General features: G+C 64.1%; 22 protein-coding genes. 12 read left to right on the top strand and 10 right to left on the bottom strand.

The genetic code is table 11. From position 1 onward, the window contains the following. The first annotated feature begins 211 nt into the window (after positions 1-211). The gene (locus V1280_RS33055) at positions 212-766 is read left to right on the top strand and encodes a hypothetical protein (protein ID WP_334534421.1); all 555 of its coding nucleotides are present in this window, start codon (positions 212-214) and stop codon (positions 764-766) included. 186 nt (positions 767-952) lie between these two features. Here the strand turns inward: V1280_RS33055 and V1280_RS33050 are convergent, their stop codons facing one another. Both V1280_RS33050 and pcaB read right to left on the bottom strand, forming a co-directional pair. After that, positions 953-2209: an aminopeptidase gene (locus V1280_RS33050; RefSeq protein ID WP_334534415.1), complete on the bottom strand. Its 1257-nt coding sequence runs from the start codon at positions 2207-2209 to the stop codon at positions 953-955. A gap of 111 nt (positions 2210-2320) precedes the next feature. Continuing rightward, positions 2321-3682, bottom strand: a complete 1362-nt coding sequence (gene pcaB / locus V1280_RS33045; RefSeq protein ID WP_334534412.1) for a 3-carboxy-cis,cis-muconate cycloisomerase — start codon at positions 3680-3682, stop codon at positions 2321-2323. 240 nt (positions 3683-3922) lie between these two features. On the opposite strand from pcaB, the gene V1280_RS33040 reads away from it, so the two are divergent. Together V1280_RS33040 and V1280_RS33035 are read left to right on the top strand one after the other, a co-directional pair. Beyond that, positions 3923-4330 (top strand): BA14K family protein, encoded by a 408-nt coding sequence (locus tag V1280_RS33040; protein ID WP_334534409.1) that lies wholly within the window; start codon positions 3923-3925, stop codon positions 4328-4330. Between the two features lie 220 nt (positions 4331-4550). Then, complete coding sequence (locus V1280_RS33035) at positions 4551-6110, top strand: winged helix-turn-helix domain-containing protein (RefSeq protein ID WP_334534406.1); 1560 nt, start codon at positions 4551-4553, stop codon at positions 6108-6110. Positions 6111-6284: 174 nt separating this feature from the next. Here V1280_RS33035 and V1280_RS33030 read toward each other — a convergent pair whose 3' ends face one another. Further along, on the bottom strand, positions 6285-6707 hold the full coding sequence (locus V1280_RS33030) for a GFA family protein (RefSeq protein WP_254134828.1): 423 nt from the start codon (positions 6705-6707) through the stop codon (positions 6285-6287). A 120-nt stretch (positions 6708-6827) separates the two neighbouring features. Further along, positions 6828-7616: a methanethiol S-methyltransferase gene (mddA, locus tag V1280_RS33025; RefSeq protein WP_334534397.1), complete on the bottom strand. Its 789-nt coding sequence runs from the start codon at positions 7614-7616 to the stop codon at positions 6828-6830. 133 nt (positions 7617-7749) lie between these two features. Between mddA and V1280_RS33020 the strand changes: the two genes are divergently transcribed. Then, a complete protein-coding gene (locus V1280_RS33020; protein WP_334534394.1) occupies positions 7750-9300 on the top strand; it encodes a winged helix-turn-helix domain-containing tetratricopeptide repeat protein in 1551 nt (516 codons plus the stop codon). Positions 9301-9306: 6 nt separating this feature from the next. Here the strand turns inward: V1280_RS33020 and V1280_RS33015 are convergent, their stop codons facing one another. From V1280_RS33015 to V1280_RS33000, 4 genes are all read right to left on the bottom strand, one after another. Continuing rightward, a complete protein-coding gene (locus V1280_RS33015; RefSeq protein WP_334534391.1) occupies positions 9307-10146 on the bottom strand; it encodes an alpha/beta fold hydrolase in 840 nt (279 codons plus the stop codon). 222 nt (positions 10147-10368) lie between these two features. Continuing rightward, positions 10369-10938: a DUF2147 domain-containing protein gene (locus tag V1280_RS33010; protein WP_334534388.1), complete on the bottom strand. Its 570-nt coding sequence runs from the start codon at positions 10936-10938 to the stop codon at positions 10369-10371. A 32-nt stretch (positions 10939-10970) separates the two neighbouring features. Continuing rightward, a complete protein-coding gene (locus tag V1280_RS33005) occupies positions 10971-11633 on the bottom strand; it encodes a DUF3313 domain-containing protein (RefSeq protein WP_334534385.1) in 663 nt (220 codons plus the stop codon). Between the two features lie 250 nt (positions 11634-11883). Further along, complete coding sequence (locus V1280_RS33000) at positions 11884-12537, bottom strand: TetR/AcrR family transcriptional regulator (protein ID WP_334534382.1); 654 nt, start codon at positions 12535-12537, stop codon at positions 11884-11886. A gap of 217 nt (positions 12538-12754) precedes the next feature. Here V1280_RS33000 and V1280_RS32995 point away from each other — a divergent pair, with 217 nt between their 5' ends. The 4 genes from V1280_RS32995 (at position 12755) to V1280_RS32980 (ending at position 17933) form a co-directional block, all read left to right on the top strand. After that, a complete protein-coding gene (locus tag V1280_RS32995) occupies positions 12755-14305 on the top strand; it encodes an ABC transporter substrate-binding protein (RefSeq protein ID WP_334534379.1) in 1551 nt (516 codons plus the stop codon). A gap of 198 nt (positions 14306-14503) precedes the next feature. Then, complete coding sequence (locus tag V1280_RS32990) at positions 14504-15475, top strand: ABC transporter permease (protein ID WP_334534376.1); 972 nt, start codon at positions 14504-14506, stop codon at positions 15473-15475. Next, complete coding sequence (locus V1280_RS32985; RefSeq protein WP_334534374.1) at positions 15472-16311, top strand: ABC transporter permease; 840 nt, start codon at positions 15472-15474, stop codon at positions 16309-16311. Before V1280_RS32990 ends, V1280_RS32985 begins: the two co-directional genes overlap by 4 nt. Before the next feature lie 2 nt (positions 16312-16313). Continuing rightward, positions 16314-17933: an ABC transporter ATP-binding protein gene (locus V1280_RS32980; protein ID WP_334538477.1), complete on the top strand. Its 1620-nt coding sequence runs from the start codon at positions 16314-16316 to the stop codon at positions 17931-17933. A gap of 19 nt (positions 17934-17952) precedes the next feature. On the opposite strand, the gene V1280_RS46915 is transcribed toward V1280_RS32980, so the two are convergent. Further along, complete coding sequence (locus V1280_RS46915) at positions 17953-18222, bottom strand: hypothetical protein (RefSeq protein WP_442895182.1); 270 nt, start codon at positions 18220-18222, stop codon at positions 17953-17955. 330 nt (positions 18223-18552) lie between these two features. Here V1280_RS46915 and V1280_RS32975 point away from each other — a divergent pair, with 330 nt between their 5' ends. From V1280_RS32975 to V1280_RS32965, 3 genes are all read left to right on the top strand, one after another. Beyond that, entirely contained in the window at positions 18553-18735 is a 183-nt protein-coding gene (locus V1280_RS32975) for a hypothetical protein (protein ID WP_334538661.1), read from the top strand. Beyond that, positions 18732-18941 (top strand): hypothetical protein, encoded by a 210-nt coding sequence (locus tag V1280_RS32970; RefSeq protein ID WP_334534372.1) that lies wholly within the window; start codon positions 18732-18734, stop codon positions 18939-18941. The genes V1280_RS32975 and V1280_RS32970 overlap by 4 nt, the downstream gene beginning before the upstream one ends. A 90-nt stretch (positions 18942-19031) precedes the next feature. After that, positions 19032-19544: a PaaI family thioesterase gene (locus V1280_RS32965; protein WP_334538476.1), complete on the top strand. Its 513-nt coding sequence runs from the start codon at positions 19032-19034 to the stop codon at positions 19542-19544. A gap of 16 nt (positions 19545-19560) precedes the next feature. On the opposite strand, the gene V1280_RS32960 is transcribed toward V1280_RS32965, so the two are convergent. After that, entirely contained in the window at positions 19561-20013 is a 453-nt protein-coding gene (locus tag V1280_RS32960) for a MerR family transcriptional regulator (protein ID WP_334534369.1), read from the bottom strand. Between the two features lie 87 nt (positions 20014-20100). Here V1280_RS32960 and V1280_RS32955 point away from each other — a divergent pair, with 87 nt between their 5' ends. After that, a complete protein-coding gene (locus V1280_RS32955; RefSeq protein ID WP_334534366.1) occupies positions 20101-21414 on the top strand; it encodes an NADH:flavin oxidoreductase/NADH oxidase family protein in 1314 nt (437 codons plus the stop codon). The last annotated feature ends 70 nt before the right edge of the window (positions 21415-21484 follow it).

Raw genomic sequence — 21484 nt, 5'->3', positions numbered from 1 at the left:
TTAACCGGGCTTAATCCCGGATTGTTTCGAAAGATGCTGGGAACGCTAGTAGCCGGTTTTTAATTCTTCCTTACGCTGGCACCGACAATCAGCCGCAAGTTGCAGATGCGAAGCGGTTAACGTCGGGATTTCCCTGCAAATTCGCGCACATGAACCGATCTTTTCCGGGGTGCGACAAAGTGCGCGGAACGACCTAGAAGGAGCCCCATCGATGCCCCTGACCCCAGAGCTCCTGACAGCCCAAGGCGAGGTCGTCGCCTGGCTCGGCAGCCTCGATGTCTCGTTCGCGCCGGACGAGGAGCCCTGGTTCACGATCGACGGCGTCGAAAGCCCCCTGCAGATCGGCAGTGACGGCTCAGGCGGTGCCTTCGTGCTGCTGCCGTCGCAACATGTGCTCTACGTCTCATCGGAGGGGCGCGCGGGCGTTATCGCCGACAGTTTCGAGGCGTTCATCCAGCTCATCGTCGCCCACCCCTATTGGCTCGACATCCTCAAATTCTCCGCCGGCGGCGATCTCCAGGAGATGCGGCGCGCAGCGGATGCGCTGGAGGCGACGCGCGACGACGAGGACGACATCAACGAGGCGAGAGAGGAGATCCGCATGCGCCTCGACCTGCCTGAGGCGGACGATCCGGTCGGCGCGCTCTACGAGGCGGTCGCGGCTTCCGACGCCATCGTGCGAGCAACCGACGGCAGCCCGTTCACGACACTGTTCAACCGCTTCAGCATCGACAACAACCCGATGCTGCGCAACGCGGCGGCATGAGGCGACGCGCTAAAGCATGAGTTCAGGAAAGATTGTCGCCGGGAGCTTACCTCTCCCCGACGGGGAGAGGTCGGATTGCGCAGCAATCCGGGTGAGGGGCCGCAGCATTCGGTGAGAGCGCAAGCCCTCACCCAGATCGCATCTACGATGCGATCCGACCTCTCCCTACGGGAGAGGTGAAGAACCCTACTTCGCCCACTCACCCTTGCGGAACACCGGCACCTTGCTGCCGTCGGCCAGAATGCCGTCGATGTCGGTCTCGGCCGAGCCGATCATCCAGTCGATATGGATCAGGCTCTGGTTGCCGCCTTGAGCTGCGATCTGCTGCGGGGTGAGCTGCGCGCCGTTGACGAAGCACTTCGAGTAGCACTGGCCGAGCGCGATGTGGGACGCTGCGTTCTCGTCGAACAGCGTGTTGTAGAACAACAGCCCGCTCTGCGAGATCGGCGAGGAGTGCGGCACCAGCGCCACTTCGCCGAGCCGGCGCGCGCCCTCGTCGGTGTCGAGCACCTTGTTCAGCACCTCCGCACCGCGCGAGGCCTTGGCATCGACGATCCTGCCGTCCTCGAAGCGCACCGCGATGTCGTCGATCAGCGTGCCCTGGTAGGACAGCGGCTTCGAGCTCACAACGTGGCCATAGACCCGCCGGCAATGCGGCGTGGTGAAGACCTCTTCGGTCGGAATGTTGGCGTTGCAACTGATGCCGTTCTTGGCGAGCGAGGCGCCGCCTTCCCATTCATGACCGTCGGCAAGCCCGATGGTGAGGTCGGTCCCAGGACCTGAATATTGCAGCGCGCGGAAACGCTGGCCGTTGAGCCAGTTGGTGCGCTCGCGCAGCACCGCATTGTGGCTTGCCCAATTGGCCGTGGCGTCTTCGCGATCGACGCGTGACGCCGCGAAGATCGCGTCCGCAAGCTTGCCGACCGCGACCTCTTCGGAGTCGTCCGGAAACACCTGCTTCGCCCAGGACGGACTCGGATAGGCAATGATGTTCCAGTTGGTGTCGAAATTGACGATCTTTTCCAGCGCCGGCTGATAGGCCACGGAATTGGCCTTGCTGGCGCGCGCGACCTTGGACGCATCTTCGCCCGACAGCAGCATCGGATTGTCGCCGACGATGGCGAGACGCGCGGTGTTGTTCGAGAACGCCTTGGCCATGCCCTCGTAGAGCCAGTTGGCGGCGCGATCAAAGCTGTTGTCATGGCCGTGGCGATAGCGCGCCAGCGTCATCTCTTCATCTGAGAGGATCGGCGTCACGATGCCGGCGCCGGCCTTGTAGGCGTGCGCGGCGATCCGGCGCACCAGCGGCAGTGCGATCGCCGGCGCCGTCAAGAGAAGGTCCTGTCCCGGCCGCAAGCCCAGTCCCACCTTCACCGCCACCTCAGCCAGCCGGTCGAGTTTCACCGGATCGATGGAAGTGGCGGAATTGCGTTGATCGGTCATGCCGGGTCCTCTGTCGGAATCTCTCGTTCAATCTAAGTCTAGCATCACGAGACACAAGTGTGCGAGCGTCTTGGAGACAGCGATGATACGGAGTTTCACGCAGTTTGGTTTTCAACGCGTTGCCGATTTCAGCACCCGGTCGACCATGGCAGGCGCAAGGCCGAGGTAATTTTTCGGTGAAGTGAGGGCCTCGATGGTTGTGCGATCGATCTGGGCCACGACGCGCGGATCGGCCGACAGCGCATCGGCAAGGCTGATGCCCTTCTCGTTGGCGAGCCGGCAGGCGTCGTAGACCACGTCGTGCGCATCCTGCCGGCCGATCTGCGGCGCCAGTCCCATCATGACCGCTTCGGCCACAATCAGACCCCGACTAAGGGCGAGGTTGTCGTTCATCTTTGCCTCGTCCACGATGAGGCCGGCGAGCGCGAATTTCGCCTGATGCAGCGCGCCTGCGGTCAGCACGAAACTCTCGGGGATCGCCATCCATTCGGCGTGCCACGGACCGGTGGCGCGCTCGAAATCCTGCACCATGGCATCGAGCATCAGGCCCGCGTGCTGGCGCACCGCCTTGGACGCGGCAAGCATCAGCTCCGAGGAGATCGGGTTGCGCTTCTGCGGCATGGTCGAGGAGGCGCCGCGGCCCTTGACGAAGGGCTCGTAGACCTCGGCGAATTCGGTCGAGGCCATGATCATGATGTCGAGCGCGATCTTGCCGAGCGAGCCAGTGACGAGCGCGAGAAAATTCACGGCTTCCGCAAAGCCGTCGCGCGCGACGTGCCAGGTCGAGGCAGGAACGCCGAGCTTGAGCTCGGCGCAGAGCGCCTCCTGCACCTCGAACCCCTTGTCGCCGAGCGAGGCCAGCGTGCCGGCGGCGCCGGCAAACTGGCCGACGAGAACCCGCGGCTTCAATTGCTCAAGACGCTCGGCGTGGCGGTCGAACATCGCGAGCCAGATCGCGGTCTTGTAGCCGAAGGTCACCGGCAGCGCCTGCTGGAGGTGGGTACGGCCGGCCATCGGCGTGTCGCGATGACGCTTGGAGAGATCGGCGAGGATTTTTCGCAGCTCGGCAATGTCGCGTTCGATGATTGCGAGCCCCGCGCGCAACTGCAGCACCACGGCGGTGTCCATGATGTCCTGCGTGGTCGCGCCCCAATGCACGTAGCGGCCGGCCTCGCCGCATTGCTTCACCATCTGATGCACCAGCGGCAGGATCGGATAGCCGACGATGTCGGTCTCCTGCCGCAGCAGATCGAAGTCGAGCGCTGTGACATCGGTCCGCGCCGCGATCTGGTCGGCGGCAGCTTGCGGGATCACGCCGCATCGTGCCTCCGCCTTTGCCAGCGCCACCTCGACCTCGGCATAGCGCGCAACCAGCGCGACGTCGGAAAACACCTCGCGCATCGCAGGCGTGCCGAAGGCATCGCGAAACAGCATGGAGTCGAGCACGGTGGTCGAGGCAGGAAAGGCGGGCATGGGCGTTTCTTCATGGTTGGCGTTTTGTGTGGGGGTAGCTTACGCGGGCGGCGGTGTTCGGCAATGGACATTCACCGTTCGTCACACATTCTCAGTCTTCGCCCGGACGACGATGGGAGATCGCGCGCGACTACCCCAACGTCGTCACGCATCCTGACCAAATTTTAATTCAGCGCGCTTCTCCACTTGCACTATCAATTTCGCGCGGCGCGTGAGCCGCCGCATGACGAGGAGAGCACAATGTTGAAATCGTTTCGCTTCGTTGCCGGAGCTTGTCTGCTGGCGAGCCTGTCGGCTGCGACATCGACCGCGGCATCGGCGGCGCCGATCGGACAGCCGCTGGCGATGACGCAGGCTGCGCCCAACCAGGTCGAACAAGTGCGCTGGTACGGACGGCGCGGCTGGGGTTGGGGCGGCGGCGCGTTCGTCGGCGGGCTTGCAGCCGGCGCGATCATCGGCGGCGCGGTCGCGGCGCCCTACTATTACGGCTCACCTTATTATGACGGGCCGGGCTATGCGCCGCCGCCCGCCGGATATGGACCGCCGCCCGAGGGCGACGTGCAATACTGCATGCAGCGCTACAAATCCTACAATCCGAATACGGGCATGTATCTCGGCAACGACGGCCGGCGCCATCCCTGCCCGTGATGCTCAGCCGCGGCATCCGGTTATTGTCCGGATGCCGCGACAAACTGGCCAAAACCGCGACATTCTAACTCAGGTTGTATTCCTCCGCGCAAATGGCATAGCAGCCATCCAGCGATTGCAGTGAACCGGCCCGACCTCCCGGCGGACTTACAGAGTTCAGGGCGAAATCCATTTTGATTTCATTATTGCCTGAAGTCGTTGTGAGGCCCGAGTTTTCGACGTGCAGTTTCTGTTCCGGGACCACCTTCTCGATACCGACTTGCGCGAGCTGAGCCGCGAGCAGGTTCCCGTGTCCGTGGAACCGCAGGTCTTCGACCTCGTCGTCCATCTCATGGAAAACCGCGACCGGGTCGTCAGCAAAGACGAGCTGATCGACAAGATCTGGCACGGCCGCAGCGTCTCCGAATCGACATTGACCAGCCGGATCAATGCGGCGCGCAAGGCGATCGGCGACAGCGGCGCAAACCAGACCTTGATTCGTACTATCGCGCGAAAAGGCTTTCGCTTCGTCGGCGATGTCGAGACCAAGTCCACCGCATCAGCGGTAGAACCGCGCCGCAGCGTCACAACGTCGCACGCCTCACCTGCGCTACCCGACCGCCCCGCGATTGCCGTGCTGCCCTTCACCAATATGAGCGGCGATCGCGAGCAGGATTATTTCTCCGACGGCATCAGCGAAGACATCATTACCGCGCTGTCGAAGCTGCGCTGGTTCTTCGTGGTCGCGCGCAACTCATCCTTCGTCTACAAGGGCCGCGCCGTGCATCTCCACGAGATCGCGCGCGAGCTCGGCGTGCGCTACGTGCTCGAGGGCAGCGTGCGGCGAAGCGGCGATCGCGTGCGCATCTCGGCCCAGCTCAACGACGTCTCGACCGGCGGCCATCTCTGGGCCGAGCGCTACGACCGCGAGCTCGCCGACATCTTTGCCGTCCAGGACGAGATCACCGAAGCCATCGTCGCCGCGATCGAGCCTCAGCTCTACGCCGCCGAAAATTTTCGCGCCCAGCAGAAGCCGCCGGGCAGCCTCGATGCCTGGGACTTCGTGATGCGCGCGCTGTCGCATTACTGGCACATCACGCGCGAGGACAATGCAGCGGCGCAGGCGCTGCTGAAGCACGCGATCGCGATCGACCCTGCCTATGGCAAGGCGCTGGGCCTGCTCGCCACCAGCCACATTTTTGGTGCGCATATGGGCTGGGCCGATATGGCCGCGACTGTCCCGGTTGCCGAACGCGCGGCATTGGCCGCGGTGGAGGCCGATCGCGACGATGCCTGGGCCCATCACGGTCTCGCCTATACGTATCTGTTCCGCCGCCGCTTCGACGACGCGCTGGCGGAGTTCGAGCTGGCTTTGCAGCTCAATCCGAATTTCGCGATGGCGCACGCCTTTTACGGCGTCACGCTGTGCTACGCGGGACGATGGCAGGACGGCGATGCGGCTGCACGCCGCGCGCTGCAGCTCAGCCCGCGCGATCCGCTCGCCGCGATCTATTGCGGCGTTGCCGGCTACGCCCAGTTCATCGGCCGCAATTACGAGGACGCCATGCAGATGGCGCGGGAATCGATGCGGCAGCGGGCCGATTTCGTCGGGGCGCATCGCGTGCTCACGGCGGCCGCCGGCATGTCCGGCGATCCCGCACTTGCCGCTTCCGCGCTGGAAGGATTGCGACGCACCCAGCCCGGCATCTCGCTCGCCTGGCTCACGCGCGAGCTGCCGATGCTGCGCGAAGAGGACCGCGCGCATTATCTCGAAGGATTTCGGCGCGCGGGGATGAGGTAACTTGCCACGTTGTCGGTGCACCCTCTCCCCTTGCGGGAGAGGGTGGATTCGATGCGAAGCATCGAAGCCGGGTGAGGGGTTTCTATCGTCACGAACGGTCTCGCAAGTGGAAAGAACCCCTCATCCGGCGCTTCGCGCCACCTTCTCCCACAAGGGGAGAAGGAAGAGAGCACTCTACTCCTGCATCATCTCGCCGCTGCCGCCGAACTCGGCGGGAAAGTCCTTCAGCTTGGGCAGGCCGTCGCGCATCGGCAGCACCGTCTCGGAATAGTTGACGTGGACGCCGGGGGTGAAGGCGAGCGTCGGGATGGTGGCGGTGAAGACGTCGATCAAATCGAGCGGCGGGTGATTGGTCATGAGATGACCGCCGCACTTCCCGCAATATTTGCGCTGGCTCAGCGGCGTCTTGACGAAGGTCTCGACGTTCTGCGCGCCCTCGGTGATGCGCACGGCTTCCGGCTTCCACAGGCTGAAAGCGTTCACCGGTCCACCCGACCACGACCGGCAGGAACGGCAATGGCAATAGCCCATCGCCGCTGGTTCGCCCGTGACCTCGATCGTGACCGCGCCGCAGAAGCAGTGTCCGACATGTTTCATCTTGGTCGTCTCCTGAGATGGAAATTGGGATTGAAATGCCTGGTTTGGGACTCTTGGGTTGCAAATGAAGTTCCGTCGCGCGTCCTCCGATTGGCGGACGCGCGACGGAGCGCGCGGCGGTTAGACTGACCGGCGCCAGGGAATAAGCATCGACACCCGTTGTTTGTACTGCCGGTAGTCGTCGCCGAAGAGATCGACGAGATCGTGCTCCTCCAGCGCGATGCCGACGAAGATGTAGGCGGTGGTCACGGCCGCAAACAGCAGATGGCCTGCGGTCATGGTCGGTGCCGCCCAGAAGGCGATGATGAAGCCGAGATAGATCGGATGACGGACGAATTTATAGAGCAGCGGCGTCTTGAACCGCGGCGGCGCGGCCTCCTTGCCGACGAGATGGTTGGTCACCTGATGCAATCCGAACAATTCGAAATGATTGATGATGAAAGTCGAGGTGAACACCAGCACCCAGCCCGCCAACGACAGCGTGACCAGCGTCACGGCAAGATCCGGATTGGCGACGTCCCATATGACCGACGGCAACGGACGCCATTGCCAGAACAGGAGGAGCAATGACAGGCTCGCGAACAGCACGTAGGTCGAGCGCTCGACCGGCTTGGGGACGAATTGCGTCCACCACGCCTTGAAGCGCTGCCGCGCCATCACGCTGTGTTGAACGGCGAACAGCGTCATCAGCAGCAGATTGATGATCACGGCTTCGGCCGTCGGCGTGTCGGGCCCGGTGTCGATGGTCTTCGGCACCACCAGCCCCATCACAAAGCCGATTGCGTAGACAATCGTAACGAAAAAAACGAGATACGCCGCAATTCCGTAAAGAAAGGCGATGAACTTGAAAATGCGTGAGCCCGCAACCTCCGGGCTAATGGAATGCACCTGATGATCGAGTTGGGTCATAGAAAGCTCCGTTGTGCCGAGGCGTCGGCACTGTTTGGTCTCTGCACCATGCCGGACCGGACGGCGGAAGACTTTCGCGGACGGTTGATTTTCGCCTGAGACGACTTTGATTTTTGCTTGAGACGACAGAAACGTGCGATTCCTCTTTGAAAACAACGTGCTCGACGGCGACCTGCGGGAGCTCACCTGCAGCGGCGCAGCCGTGCCGCTGCAGCCGCAGGTGTTCGATCTGCTGCTCTACCTCGTCGCGGAACGCGCCCGTGTCGTCAGCAAGGACGATCTGATCAGCGAGATCTGGAGCGACCGGATCGTCTCGGATTCCGCGCTGAACAGCCGGATCAACGCCGCGCGCAAGGCACTCGGCGACGACGGCGCGACGCAGCGGCTGATCAAGACGATTCCGCGCAAGGGCTTTCGTTTCGTCGGCGATGTCCGGGAAGAAGTGGCAACAAAGCCTGTTTCCACCGATGTGGCACCGGGTTCCCCGCGCGTCGCCACCGACCGTCCAGGCGTCGCGGTGCTCGCCTTCGAGAACATGAGCGGCGATCCCGCCCAGGAATATTTCGGCGACGGGATCAGCGAGGACATCCTCACCGCGCTGTCGAAGCAGCGCTGGTTCATCGTAATCGCCCGCAACTCGTCGTTCACGTACAAGGGGCGCGCGGTCCACCTCAAGCAGATCGCCGAGGAGCTCGGCGTCCGTTACATCGTCGAGGGCAGCGTGCGCAAGGTGGACAACCGCGTGCGCATCACCGCACAGCTCAACGACGCCACCACCGGCGGCCATCTCTGGGCCGAGCGATACGACCGCGAGCTGGTCGACGTCTTCGCCGTGCAGGACGAGATCACCGAGCGGATCGTCGCGGCGATCGAGCCGCAGATCCACGCCGCGGAGAATTTTCGCACGCATCGCAAGCCGCCATCGAGCCTGGACGCCTGGGACCTGCTGATGCAGGCGCTGTCGCATTACTGGCGGATCACGCCACAGGACCACGTTGCGGCGCAGAAACTGCTCGAGCGCGCGATCGCGATCGATCCGGATTACGGCCAGGCGCTGGCGGTGCTGGCGGCAAGCCACATGTTCGGCGTGCATCTGGGCTGGGCCGAGCTCGCGACGACGGCGCCGATCGCGGAGAACGCCGCGCTCGCCGCGATGCGCTGCGACCATGAGAATGCCTGGGCTCATGCCGCGCTCGGCAGCGTCTGGTTCTCGACCAGCCGGCTTTCGGACGCACTGTCCGAGTTCGAGCAGGCGCTCGCGCTCAATCCGAACTTCTCATTGGCGCAGGGCTATTACGCCCTGGCGCTGTCCTATGCGGGACGCCCCGGCGATTCGTTCGAGGCGGCGCAAAAGGCCATCAGGCTCTCGCCGCGCGATCCGTCGCTGGCGATCTATTACGGCATCGCCGGCTATGCGCGCTTTACCGAGCGGCAGTATGACGAGGCCATCGCGCTGGCGCGCGAGGCGATCCGCCATCGCGGCGATCTCACCGGCGCCTATCGCGTGCTCGCGGTCTCCGCCGGCATGACCGGCGACGGCGCGCTTGCGGTTATGGCGCTGGGAGAGCTCCGCCGCACCCAGCCCAATATCTCGCTGGACTGGATTGCGACGCAGCTGCCATGGGCGAACGATGCGGATCGCCAGCACTATCTGGAAGGATTTCGGCGCGCAGGGCTAAGGTGAAGACGGTCACGTACCCGAGGCAAATGCGTCGAGCAGCGCATTGAAGGCCTCCGGCTTTTCCCACTGCGTGGAATGGCCGGCGCCGTCGACGACCTGAACCGCACCGCGCCACAGGGTCGGCGCGGCCAGGCGCTGCAGCCAGCCGAGATCGACGATCTGCTCCTCTGCGCCTTGCACGATCGCCAGCGGAATCCTGAGATTGCGCACGATCTCGGTTTCATCGGCGAGACCGCCACTTTGCGCGACGGCGCCGAGACAGGCGCGCGCATTGCCGTCGGTCCTGCGGAAATCCGCCAGCACGAAACCTGGGATCGGCGTGTAGCCCGGCGCAAACGCCGTGTGCATCCACTCCTCGATCTCAGCCTCGGTCGGCGCGGCCGTGAACGCCGTGGGCGACAGGTTCTTGAAGCCGGCAAAGCCCGCAGGCCCGTGGCCTACCGGCGGCGTCCCGAAAATCATCAGCCCGGCCGCCATCGGCAGCGACGCAGCCGCATTCAGCACCGCATGGCCGCCGAGGCTCCAGCCGACGACGATTGCGCCCGTGAGATCGAGCGCGCCGGCAGCGGCAGCGATCGCCGCGGCATAGCCATGACCTGAATAATCCCTTTCCGGATGGGGCGGCGGCGACGAGGCGCCGTGGCCGGGCAGATCGATCGCGATCACGCGATATTTGGCGCCGAGCGGCCCCTCCAACTGCTTCTGCCAGATCCGGGACGAGGAAGAATTGCCGTGGATCAGCAGGATTGGGCGTCCTGTGCCTGCGCTTTCAAATCCTGCAATTGTCTGCGCGCCCAGTTGCAGTTGCAGCGGACGCAAATTCTGACCTGGAAATGACTGATCGCTCATGCTGCCCCACTCTGGTTCTCGATCGTGATCGCGAGCCAGTCTGGCACGCCGCGCAAGACGGCGCCACCGCCGAGACGCACTATCTCCGCGTCGTCATTGCGAGCGTAGCGAAGCAATCCAGAGTCTTTCCGCAGAGGCAGTCTGGATTGCGTCGCTGCGCTCGCAATGACGGAATTCGCAGCGACGGCGCGGGACACATCATCGACCCGGCGAGGGGGCGCCCTACTTCGCCTTGGCCTGCATCGGCTTCGGCGGCGGCACTTGCGCCCATTCCTTGTCGGCGCGAGGGCCGTTGAGATCGCCGGTGAGGCCGATCAGCTGGCCGGGTTGGGCGTCGAGGGTCTGCTGCCAGGTCTGGGTCTGGCACAACAGCTTGATCAGGCAACCCTTGAGCTTGACGCGGTCGGTGGATTCGCGCCACAGCGAGACGGAATAGAACCTGCCGTCCTCGGCGTTGTAGATGTCGCCGGCGAACCGGCCATCGGACGTCGCCTGCAGGCCCATGATCAGCTGGTGGCCGAGCAGCGCGCGGGCGCGCTTGTCGGGATCGGGATTTTCCGTGTCGCGAAGAGGCTGGCCGCGCTTGTCGGCCGGCTCCTTCATCCAGACGATGAAGCCGCAGATGCGGTCGCGCGACGGGCCGCAGCGCTCGAGCCTGATCCGCGCACGGCCGTCCTCGACGAGCCAGGTGCCGCTGGGATCGTTGGGCGTGACGGCGCCGACGCGACCGCCAATAATCATCATCGCGATGGTGATGGCGACGCGCAGCACGAAGCGAAGGAGGAAGTTCATCAGCGGCACCTTTCGTTGAGAGGATTGCGGCGTCAGTTCAGTTGCGCCATCAGCGCATCGGCGCCCTTGTCAACGCCGGCATTGGCAGCCGCGAGCGCGCCGACGCTCGCCTTGATGTCGTAGGCGCCGGGGTATTGTTTGGTGACGTAGGCGCTGATCAGGCGCGAGGTCCCGGCGTCAAAGATCTCGACGCCATAGATGACCGATCCGGTCATCATGCCCTCGCCGTCGCGCGCCGCCTGCACGCCGTTGTAGACCGCGCCGGCCATGTCGAAGCGGGAGAGCGTGCCGAGCACCGGCGTATTGGTGACCGCGCCGGTAAGCGTCAGCCGGATCCGCAGCGTGTTCGGTGCGCGTTCGCGCACCAGCATGAAGCGACCGCGCAGTCGCTCGGCAAAACGGGTCTGCATGTAGGCGGCGAGCGTCGCCTTGTCCTGGTCGGACATGTCGCCGAACTGGTGATCTCTCCCGCGGTAGACCACGACGGGCTCGAGGATCACTTTATTATATGCGCGCCAGTCGACCGGCGTGGAATAGCGGTAAGGCACGCGGCCGGAGGCGTCCGATTTGTCCGGCGCCATATAGGCCGAGGACGCCATCTCCGAATAGGGCACGGGCGCGACAGAGGCGCATCCGGCCACAGCGGCGCCAAGCATCAGCGCTCCCAGACCGCGCGGGGCGATCGAGCAATCCATTCCAAAACTCCTCTGGCTTTTCGGAGGGCGATGGCAGCCGCAACCGCGTATGGGACCAGACGCGGCTGCGGCCTTCACCATTGCCAACCCAAGGCATCGTCCGGGGCCAATTCAGAAGCCTTGGGCCGCTTAGTGTTTCCGTTTTATAAAACCGACCAGTTGGTTTGTAAAGTACTGAAATGGCGTCATGGCACATTTGGCCGCAGGCGCGACTTTGGGCAGCGGTCGGTCGGAATTTGTTAACGATGAATCAGGCGCGTTTGCGCGGGGTTGCGGCCTTTGCCGTGGGCGCCGCGCCGGATTTGGCGACGCGCGTCTTGGTCGGCAGCTCCTTCGCCGGCTGTTCGACGCCTGCCCACTGCCCGTCGTCGAGCAGACGCGCGAACAGGCGATCATGCTCGTCCTTGCTGAGCGGCGACATGCCGAACAGCGAGCTCAACAGCAATCCGCGCGCCGCGGCCCAGCGCAGCAGCGCGAGGTCGGGATCGGCGGACTCCGCCTTGATGGCCGCCACCCGCTTCATCTCCCGCTCGCGCGGCAACATCATCAGGCTGGGGTTCTCGACCACGGCCGCAACGAGCGCGAGCGCGACGGAATTCGGCGACGTCGCCGCCTCCCGCACGGTGGCGAGCTGGGTCGCCAAATTGGGATTTGCCGAGGTTGCGCTCACCTTCGCCATGTAGCGGGTCGAAAATTCCTCGAAATGCGCCATTTGCCGCTCGAGCAGCGCCTTCAGCACCGCTTCCTTGGTGCGGAACTGGTGCATCACGCCGCCCTTGCTGAGACCACTCTCGCGCGCGATCGCATCGAGCGTCAGCCGGCCGGGCCCGTCGCGCGCAATGATCCTGATCGCTGCTTCGAGCGCAGCATTGCGGGATCGTTCGGAGCGTGTGGCGTTGTCCATGGGCCGACTTGTCTCCGTGACAGGACAATGAATCAAGTGAAAACAGGACGCGCTGTACATTTTTTGTGCGAACACTGTCGAGAGTTTCATCTTGCGGCGCGGAATGAGACTATGTGAGCCTCGATGGTGGATGGGGACTGGGATGGGCCGGCCGTGGCTTCGCGCGCGAGGACGTCGCGAAGCGTTTGCGGCCGGTCTCGCTTGAGAAAGATACGACATGTCGAAACGAGTGTTGCTTGGTCTCCTCCTGGCTTGCGGCCTCACGGCCTCGGCACTGGCGCAGGAGCCAAAGACAGGGGGCGTGATCAATGCGGTGATCCAGCCCGAGCCGCCCGGCTTGATGCTTGCGATGGTCCAGAACGGTCCGGTCCAGATGGTGTCGGGCAACATCTTCGAGGGCCTGCTGCGCTACAGCCCCAAGCTCGAGCCGCTTCCGGAGCTCGCCGAGAGCTGGACCGTCAGCGATGACGCCAAGACCTACACTTTCAAGCTCAGGAAGGGCGTGACCTGGCATGACGGCAAGCCCTTCACCGCGGCCGACGTGCTGTTCTCGATCGAAATGCTGAAGCAGACCCATGCGCGCGCCCGCGCCAACCTCGTGCAGGTCGACAAGGTCGAGGCGCCCGACGACTACACCGTCGTGTTCACGCTGAAGCAGCCGTTCGGCCCGTTCCTCGGCATCTTCGAGGTCGGCTCGATGCCGATGGTGCCGAAACATCTCTATGAGGGCACCGACTGGAAGACCAATCCCTATAACAACGCGCCGGTCGGCACCGGCCCCTTCATGTTCAAGGAATGGCAGAAGGGCTCGTTCATTCGGCTGGTCAAGAACCCGAACTATTACGAGAAGGGCAAGCCCTATCTCGACGAGATCTACTGGCAGATCATCCCCGACGCCGCCGCGCGCTCGGTGGCCTACGAGACCGGCAAGGTCGACGTGCTGCCCGGCGGCTCGGTCGAGAACTTTGACGTGCCGCGGCTGTCCAAGCTGAAGGACACCTGCGTCACCGGCGCCGGCTGGGAGTTCTTCTCGCCCCTGGCCTGGCTGTGGCTGAACAACCGCCAGGGGCCGCTCGCGGACAAGCGCGTGCGGCAGGCGATCATGTACGCGATCGACCGCGACTTCGCCAAGGACGTGATCTGGAACGGGCTCGGCAAGGTCGCAACCGGCCCCTCGGCCTCGACCATCAAATACTACACCGACGACGTGCCGAAATACGCTTACGATCCGGCCAAGGCCAAGGCGCTGCTGAAGGAAGCCGGCTACAAGGGCGAGAAGATCCGCATCCTGCCGCTCGCCTATGGCGAGACCTGGCAGCGCTGGGGCGAAGCCGTGAAGCAGAACCTGATGGACGTCGGCATGAACATCGAGACGATCTCGACCGACGTTGCCGGCGGCAACCAGAAGATCGGCGACTGGGATTACGACATCGCCTTCACCTATCTCTACCAGTACGGCGACCCCGCGCTCGGTGTCGGCCGCAATTACGTCTCCAGCGCGATTGCCAAGGGCCAGGTGTTCAACAATGTCGAGGGCTACTCCAACCCCGAGATCGACAAGCTGTTCGCCGACGGCGCGGTCGCAACGCCCGACTCCAAGCGCAAGGAGATCTATGAGAAGGCGCAGAAGATCCTGGTCGAGGACGTGCCGGTGGCCTGGATGCTCGAGCTGCAATTCCCGACCATCATGCGCTGCAAGGTCAAGAACCTGATCACCACCGGGATCGGCGTCAATGACGGCTTCAAGGACGCATGGCTCGACAAGTGAGCATACGCGCCGCGACCTCTCTTCACCTCTCCCGCTTGCGGGAGAGGTCGCTGCGCTCGAAGAGCGTAGCGGGTGAGGGTTCTCTCCACTTGGCGTCCTCTCTGCGGAAATACCCTCTCCCCTGCCCTCTCCCGCAAGCGGGAGAGGGAGCGCACCGCGGTTGCCGCAACGTTCAACCTGATCTGATCGCCATCTAAGATGCTCTCCTTCGTCGCTCAGCGTGTCGTGAAGGGCGTGATCGTCCTGCTCGCGATCGTCGTCCTCAATTTCTTCCTGATCCGGCTCGCGCCCGGCGACCCCGCTGTCGTGATGGCGGGCGAGGCCGGCGCCAGCGATCAGGTCTTCGTTCAGCAGCTCCGGGAAAAATTCGGCCTCGACAAGCCGCTGCCCGAACAACTGTTCATCTACGTCAAGGGTATCGCGACCTTCGACCTCGGCTTCTCCTTCCGTCAGCAAGCGCCGGTGTCGAAGCTCATCCTGGAGCGGCTGCCGGCAACGCTGCTACTGACGCTGACCGCCTTCGCGATCTCGCTCGCGCTCGGGGTTCTCTTCGGCACTTTCGCCGCCCGCTTCGCCGGGACCTTCCTCGACACCGCCATCACCATCTTCGCGTTGATCTTCTACGCCATGCCGATCTTCTGGGTGGCGCTGATGGGAATTCTGCTGTTCTCGGTCACGGTCGACTGGCTGCCGAGCTTCGGTTACGAGACGGTCGGCGCCAACCTCACCGGCCTTGCCCATGTGGTCGACGTCGCAAAGCACCTGATCATGCCGGCGATGACGCTCGGCCTGTTCTTCATGGCGACCTACACCCGCATGACGCGGGCCTCGATGCTGGAAGTGAAGCGGCTCGACTTCGTCAAGACCGCGCGCGCCAAGGGCCTCTCCGACGGCGTGATCCAGCGCCGCCATGTGCTGCGCAACGCGCTCCTCCCGGTCGTCACGCTCGCCGGCGTCCATGCCGGCACGCTGATCGGCGGCGCCGTCATCACAGAGACCGTGTTCGCCTGGCCCGGCATCGGGCGTCTGATGTACGACGCGCTGCTGCAGCGCGACTACAATCTGCTGCTCGGCGTCTTCGTGACCTGCTCGGTCATGGTGCTGATCTTCAACCTCATCACCGACCTCGTCTATCGCCTGGTCGACCCACGCATCGAATTCGCCGCATGAAACAGTTCTGGAAATCGATGCTCAGGAGCCCGAGCGGCGTCATCGGGCTCGTCATCCTTCTGCTTGCTATCTCCATTGCGGTGTTCGGGCCGCTGCTGTTTCCGAACTCGCCCTGGCGCATGGTGCAGCGGCCGTTCCTGCCGCCGTTCACGCTCTCGACCGTGCCGCTCGGCACCGACGCACTCGGCCGCGATGTGTTCGCCGGCATGATCTTCGGTGCACGCGTCTCGCTGCTGGTCGGCCTCGTCTCGACGCTGGTCGCACTGGTCGTCGGCGTTCCCATTGGCGCCATGGCCGGCTATTTCGGCGGCAAGGTCGACGACGCGCTGATGCGCTTCACCGAGTTCTTCCAGACCATTCCGAGCTTTGCGCTCGCGATCGTGCTGGTCGCGATCCTGCAGCCGTCGATCTATTCGATCGTGGCCTCGATCGCAGTGGTGAGCTGGCCGCCGGTCGCGCGCCTCGTCCGCGGCGAGGTGCTGTCGCTGCGCACGCGCGAATATGTCCAGGCCGCCGTGGTGACCGGACAGAGCAACACCTGGATCATCCTGCGCGAGATTCTGCCCAACGCGCTGTCGCCGGTGATCGTGCTGGCCTCGCTGATGGTGGCGACCGCAATCCTGCTGGAATCCTCGCTGTCCTTCCTCGGGCTTGGCGATCCCAATCTGATCTCCTGGGGCTACATGGTCGGCGCCGGCCGCACCGTGATCCGCCAGGCCTGGTGGATCACGGTGTTTCCCGGCGTCGCCATCCTGATCTCCGTGTTGGGACTGAACCTGATCGGCGAAGGCCTCAACGACGCGCTCAATCCGCGCCTCTCGCGGGAAGGACGCTGATGATGACCGCCCCACCCGCCGTCTCCATCAAGAATTTGCGGATCGCGCTGCCCAACGGCGCCGAGCGCCCCTTTGCCGTCGATGGCGTCTCGCTCGATTTGCGGCCCGGCAAGATCGTCTGCGTCGTCGGCGAATCCGGCTCCGGCAAGTCGATGTGCGCGCATGCGCTGATGGGCCTGCTGCCTGATACGGTGTCGGTCACCTCCGGCGAGATCCAGTTCGAAGGCCGGGACCTGCTCAAGCTCGATGATGACGGCTGGCGCGATTTGCGCGGTCGTCGTCTCGCGATGATCTTCCAGGAGCCGATGACCGCACTCAATCCGTTGATGCGGATCGGCGACCAGATGGCGGAGATGTTCGAGGCCCACGGCCTGCTCACGGCGAGGGAGCGACGCGCCAAGGCGCTGTCGCTTGCGCGCGAGGTCGGCCTGCCCGACCCCGAACGCATCGTGCGCGCCTATCCGCACCAGCTCTCCGGCGGCCAGCGCCAGCGCGCCATGATCGCGATGGCACTCGCGCTCGAACCGGCCGTGCTGGTCGCGGACGAGCCGACCACGGCGCTCGACGTGACCACGCAGGCGCAGATTCTGAAACTGATCCGCAACCTCCAGCGCAATCGCAGCATGGCGGTGATGTTCATCACCCATGATTTTGGTGTGGTCGCCGACATCGCCGACCAGGTCGTGGTGCTCAGGCACGGCAAGGTCGTCGAGGAAGGCCCGGCCGCGACCGTCTTCAACGCGCCGCAGCACGATTACACCAAGGCACTGCTCGCCGCCGTGCCGTCGATGCACCCGCCGGCGCGCGAGCCGCTGGACGATCAGGCCAGGGCCGTCGAGGTGATTGGGCTCGACAAGACCTACGTGACCTCGGGCGGCTGGTTTCGCGAAGACCGTCGCGTCGATGCCGCGCGCGCTGTGAACTTCAACATCCTCAAGGGCGAGACGCTCGGCCTCGTCGGCGAATCCGGCTCCGGAAAATCGTCGGTGGCGCGGCTGGTGATGCGGCTGATCGCGGCCGATCGCGGCACCGTGCGGATCGGCGACACCGATCTGACGCAACTCTCGGGCAAGGCGCTCCGCGCCGAGCGCCATCGCATCCAGATGATTTTTCAGGATCCGTTCGCCTCGCTCAATCCGCGCCGCAAGATCGGCCACATCATCGCCGATGGCCCGATCGCGGCCGGCACCGATCCGAAGGTCGCATTCGACCGCGCTCGCGATCTCCTCAGGATGGTCGGCCTCGATGCCGGCGCGCTCGAGCGCTATCCGCACGAATTCTCCGGCGGCCAGCGCCAGCGTATCGGCATCGCGCGCGCGCTTGCGCTCGAGCCCGAAATCATCGTCGCCGACGAAGCCGTCTCCGCGCTCGACGTCTCCGTGCAGGCGCAGGTCTTGCGGCTGCTCGAAGACCTCAAGGCGCGCCTCGGCCTCTCGATGCTGTTCATCACCCACGATCTGCGCGTCGCAGCCCAAATCTGCGACCGTATCGCGGTGATGCAGCGTGGCGCCATCGTCGAGCTGAAGCCGACCGCACAGCTGTTCGCCGCGCCGGAACATCCCTATACGCGCGAGTTGCTCGCGGCTGTGCCGGGGCAGAAGGAGCGCGTGCCGGCGGCGTGAGGCCAGCGTATCGCGGTCGCTACTTGACCGGCGGGTTGGTGTTATTCCAGGTGGGGACCGAGTTTGTCACACCGACCGAGGGCTGGTTAGATGATCCGATCGACGGCGCGGTAACTGTCCCGACAGTCTGTCCGGAACTTCCATATGTGCCTTGCTGTGCCGGCGCTCCGGGGTGCACGCTCGTGCTACTTTGTGCGCCTGTCCCCGACGTTTGTGCGCTCACAACGGACGGCGCGACCACCAATCCGAGTGCGATGAAGGCGGCAATGGAGCTTCTTATTCTTTTCATGGCTGATCCTTTCGGGCCGGTCCCTCAGCCGCGTCGGCCGTTCGCTCGTCGAACCGCTCGTGCACTGAGCAACCTTACAACTTCACGCGCGCGAAAATGTGCCGCAACACCATCAACTGCGGCGCTCAACACTTCGCGAAGCGATTTCGGCCAAAGCGATTGGTTGCAAAGGTCGGCTCATCGCTCCGGTATCCCGATCCGCCCCTTAGGAAGAGGGCGCTCACGGCCTTTTTATCCCTCGTGACCGCCCGCGCAGCTGCAAGGCTGAAGCCGGCACACCATATCCGGATGGAATGATTTCCATCATCTGATGGTCGATCGAGGATCTATTTGGAGGCCGACATGGGCCAGGTTATTCAGTTTGTCTCGAAATCCGAGCGCGAGCGCATTCGCCTCATCCAGGAGGCCCGCGCGATTTACGACAGCATTTTCCCGCCGGCTGATGCAAGCGAGCGGCAGGACGCGGCGACGATCAGCCGTGCGGCCGGCAGCGACGTGGGAAATCTGGCGTGATCAAGATCATCGCAGTGCTTTGCAGTCTCTCGACTCCGGGAAATTGCCATGAGCAGATCGTCACCACGTCGGACTTCGCCCAGGTCTCGATGCAGTCCTGCATGATGGGCGCGCCGCAGCTTGCTGAATGGATGAACCAGCATCCGGCCGAACGGCTGGCGGGGTGGCGCTGCGTGATCGGCCAACAGGGCGGCCGGGGAGCCTAGGGCCGCTCTCGGTCTTGACCCGCCAACGCATCCTTCGGAAGAATGAACATGCCCGGACCAAGTCCGGGCATGACGCTGTGGAGGCTAGCGATGGTCGACGGCAGTTCCGGCAAGCAGGCAACCGAATACGGTGTCGTGCCCCTTGAGGTGATGGCGTCGATGCCGGGGCTCGATTTCGTCCGCGCCATCTTCGCACGGCAATTGCCGGAGCCGCCGATCATGCAGACGGTCGAGCCGTTCGACTGCACGGCCGAGCCGGGCGTCGTGGTGATCCATAGCGTGCCGGGCCTGCGTCATTACAATCCGATCGGCTCGGTTCATGGCGGCTATGCCGCGATCCTGCTGGATTCCGCAATGGGACTTGCGGTGCAGAGCACACTGCCCGCGGGCACCGGCTACACCACGCTGGAATTCAAGATCTCGTTCGTGCGCGGCATGAGCGAAGCCAGCGGCACAGTCCGCACCGAAGGCCGCGTGCTCAATGCCGGCCGCCGCGTCGCCACCGCCGAAGCGCGCATTACCGATGCCAAAGGCCGGCTGATCGCGCATGCGACGACGACCTGTCTCGTGTTCGCGATCACGGCAGGCAGCGCAGAAGGCTGACGTTGAACCGTTCCGGCTAGGACGACCTTGTCCGAGGCGCTCTTCGCGTCTTTGGCGCCGGTGCGCCCTGTTTGCGAAAGCGGGTCATCACCCGCTTCGCGTTGTCGCCGCAGCTCAACCCTTCCGGCTTGGTCTCGATGGTCTCGATGATGGCGTGCAGGCGTTCCCGGCTTTCTGCCAGACGCTCTTGCAGCGCCTCGATTTCGGCAACCTTCCGCCTGAGCGCGCCGACGAGCTCGTCATGGCGGCAGGCATCGAACCTCAGCGGCATCAGGCGGCGAATCTCCTCAAGCGAGAACCCGGCATTCTGCGCGCTGGTGATGATCTCCAGCAGCATGACGGCGTCCGGCGTGTAGTCGCGATAATTGTTGGCGCCACGCTCGACGGCGTTGATCAAGCCGCTCGCTTCGTAAAAGCGGATACGAGATGCGGTCAGGCCGCTGCGGGTCGCCAGTTCTCCAATCCTCATGCCGGACCTCGAAGGGGGGTTGACCTTAAAGTTAACTTTAAGGGTAGGGTCGGACCACGATCAAGACAAGGTTTCGAGATGGGTTCCATGAAAGTGTTCGAGAAACTGACGCTCCCCAACGGTTCGGTCATCCCCAACCGCATCGCCAAGGCAGCGATGGAAGAGAACATGGCCGACGCGGACCAGACGCCGTCGGAAGAATTGATGCGGCTCTACAAATCCTGGGCCGATGGCGAGGCGGGCCTGATCATCACCGGCAATGTGATGGTCGACGGACGCGCGATGACGGGTCCGGGCGGTGTCGTGCTGGAGGACGACAGACATTTGGACAGATTCAGGCGCTGGGCCGAGATCGGCCGCGCAGGAGGCGCGCAAGTCTGGCTTCAGATCAACCATCCGGGCCGCCAGATGCAGGCCAATCTTGGGCAGAAGACGTTCGCACCCTCGGCGGTCGCGATGGATCTCGGCAAGATGTCCAGCCGTTTCGCCGTGCCGGAGGCGATGACCGAGGATGTCATCGCCGATGTCATCAGGCGGTTTGCACGAACGGCGCAACTGGGCGAGCAGGCCGGATTCACCGGGGTGGAGATTCATGCCGCTCACGGCTATCTGCTCAGCCAATTCCTGTCGCCGCTCGCCAACCGACGAACGGATGCGTGGGGCGGCTCGCTCGAGAACAGGGCGCGGCTGCTGCTGGAGATCGTGAAGGCCGTTCGCGCCAAGGTATCCGCGGGCTTCGCGGTCGCCGTCAAGCTCAACTCCGCCGACTTCCAGCGTGGCGGCTTCAGCAGCGACGACGCCCGACAGGTGGTGGACATGCTCAACCATCTCGACGTGGACCTCGTGGAGCTCTCGGGCGGGAGCTATGAAGCACCGGCAATGCAGGGGCAGTCGCGCGATGGAAAAACACTCGCCCGCGAGGCCTACTTTCTGGAGTTTGCCCGCGACATCAAGACGGTGGCGAGGATGCCGCTGATGATCACCGGAGGCATCCGCCGTCGCGCAATTGCCGACGAGGTGCTCGACAGCGGGATCGACATGGTCGGTATCGGCACGGCGCTAGCGATCGACCCGCATCTGCCGCGCGACTGGCGTCTCGGTAAGGACAGTGCGCCCCAGCTTCCGCCGATCACCTGGAAGAACAAGACTCTGGCTTCGCTCGCGAACATGGCCGTCGCCAAATTCCAGTTGCGGCGATTGAGCCGAGGCCAAGGACCGAATCCAAAGGTGTCGCCGCTACGAGCATTGATCCTGCAACAAGCCGCCACCGCATTCCGGACGCGACAATATCGGCGGTGGATCGTGCAGCGTTCGCCGCAGGAGGTATCGATCACCGCCGCCTCCGCGTCTGAGCCGGCCTTGCATCGTGCGGCGTCTCGCACCAAATCCTCAAGCACCTGAACGGGCGGCATTTGGCGGCGCCTCAAGTCGTCGTCAGCGTGTCATCTCAACGTCACCCGACGGCGGTTTC

The sequence above is a fragment of the Bradyrhizobium sp. AZCC 2230 genome (assembly GCF_036924495.1).
GTDB lineage: Bacteria > Pseudomonadota > Alphaproteobacteria > Rhizobiales > Xanthobacteraceae > Bradyrhizobium > Bradyrhizobium rifense.
The sequence above is the reverse complement of the archived record's forward strand: the minus strand, read 5'-3'. Positions and strand labels throughout refer to the sequence as shown.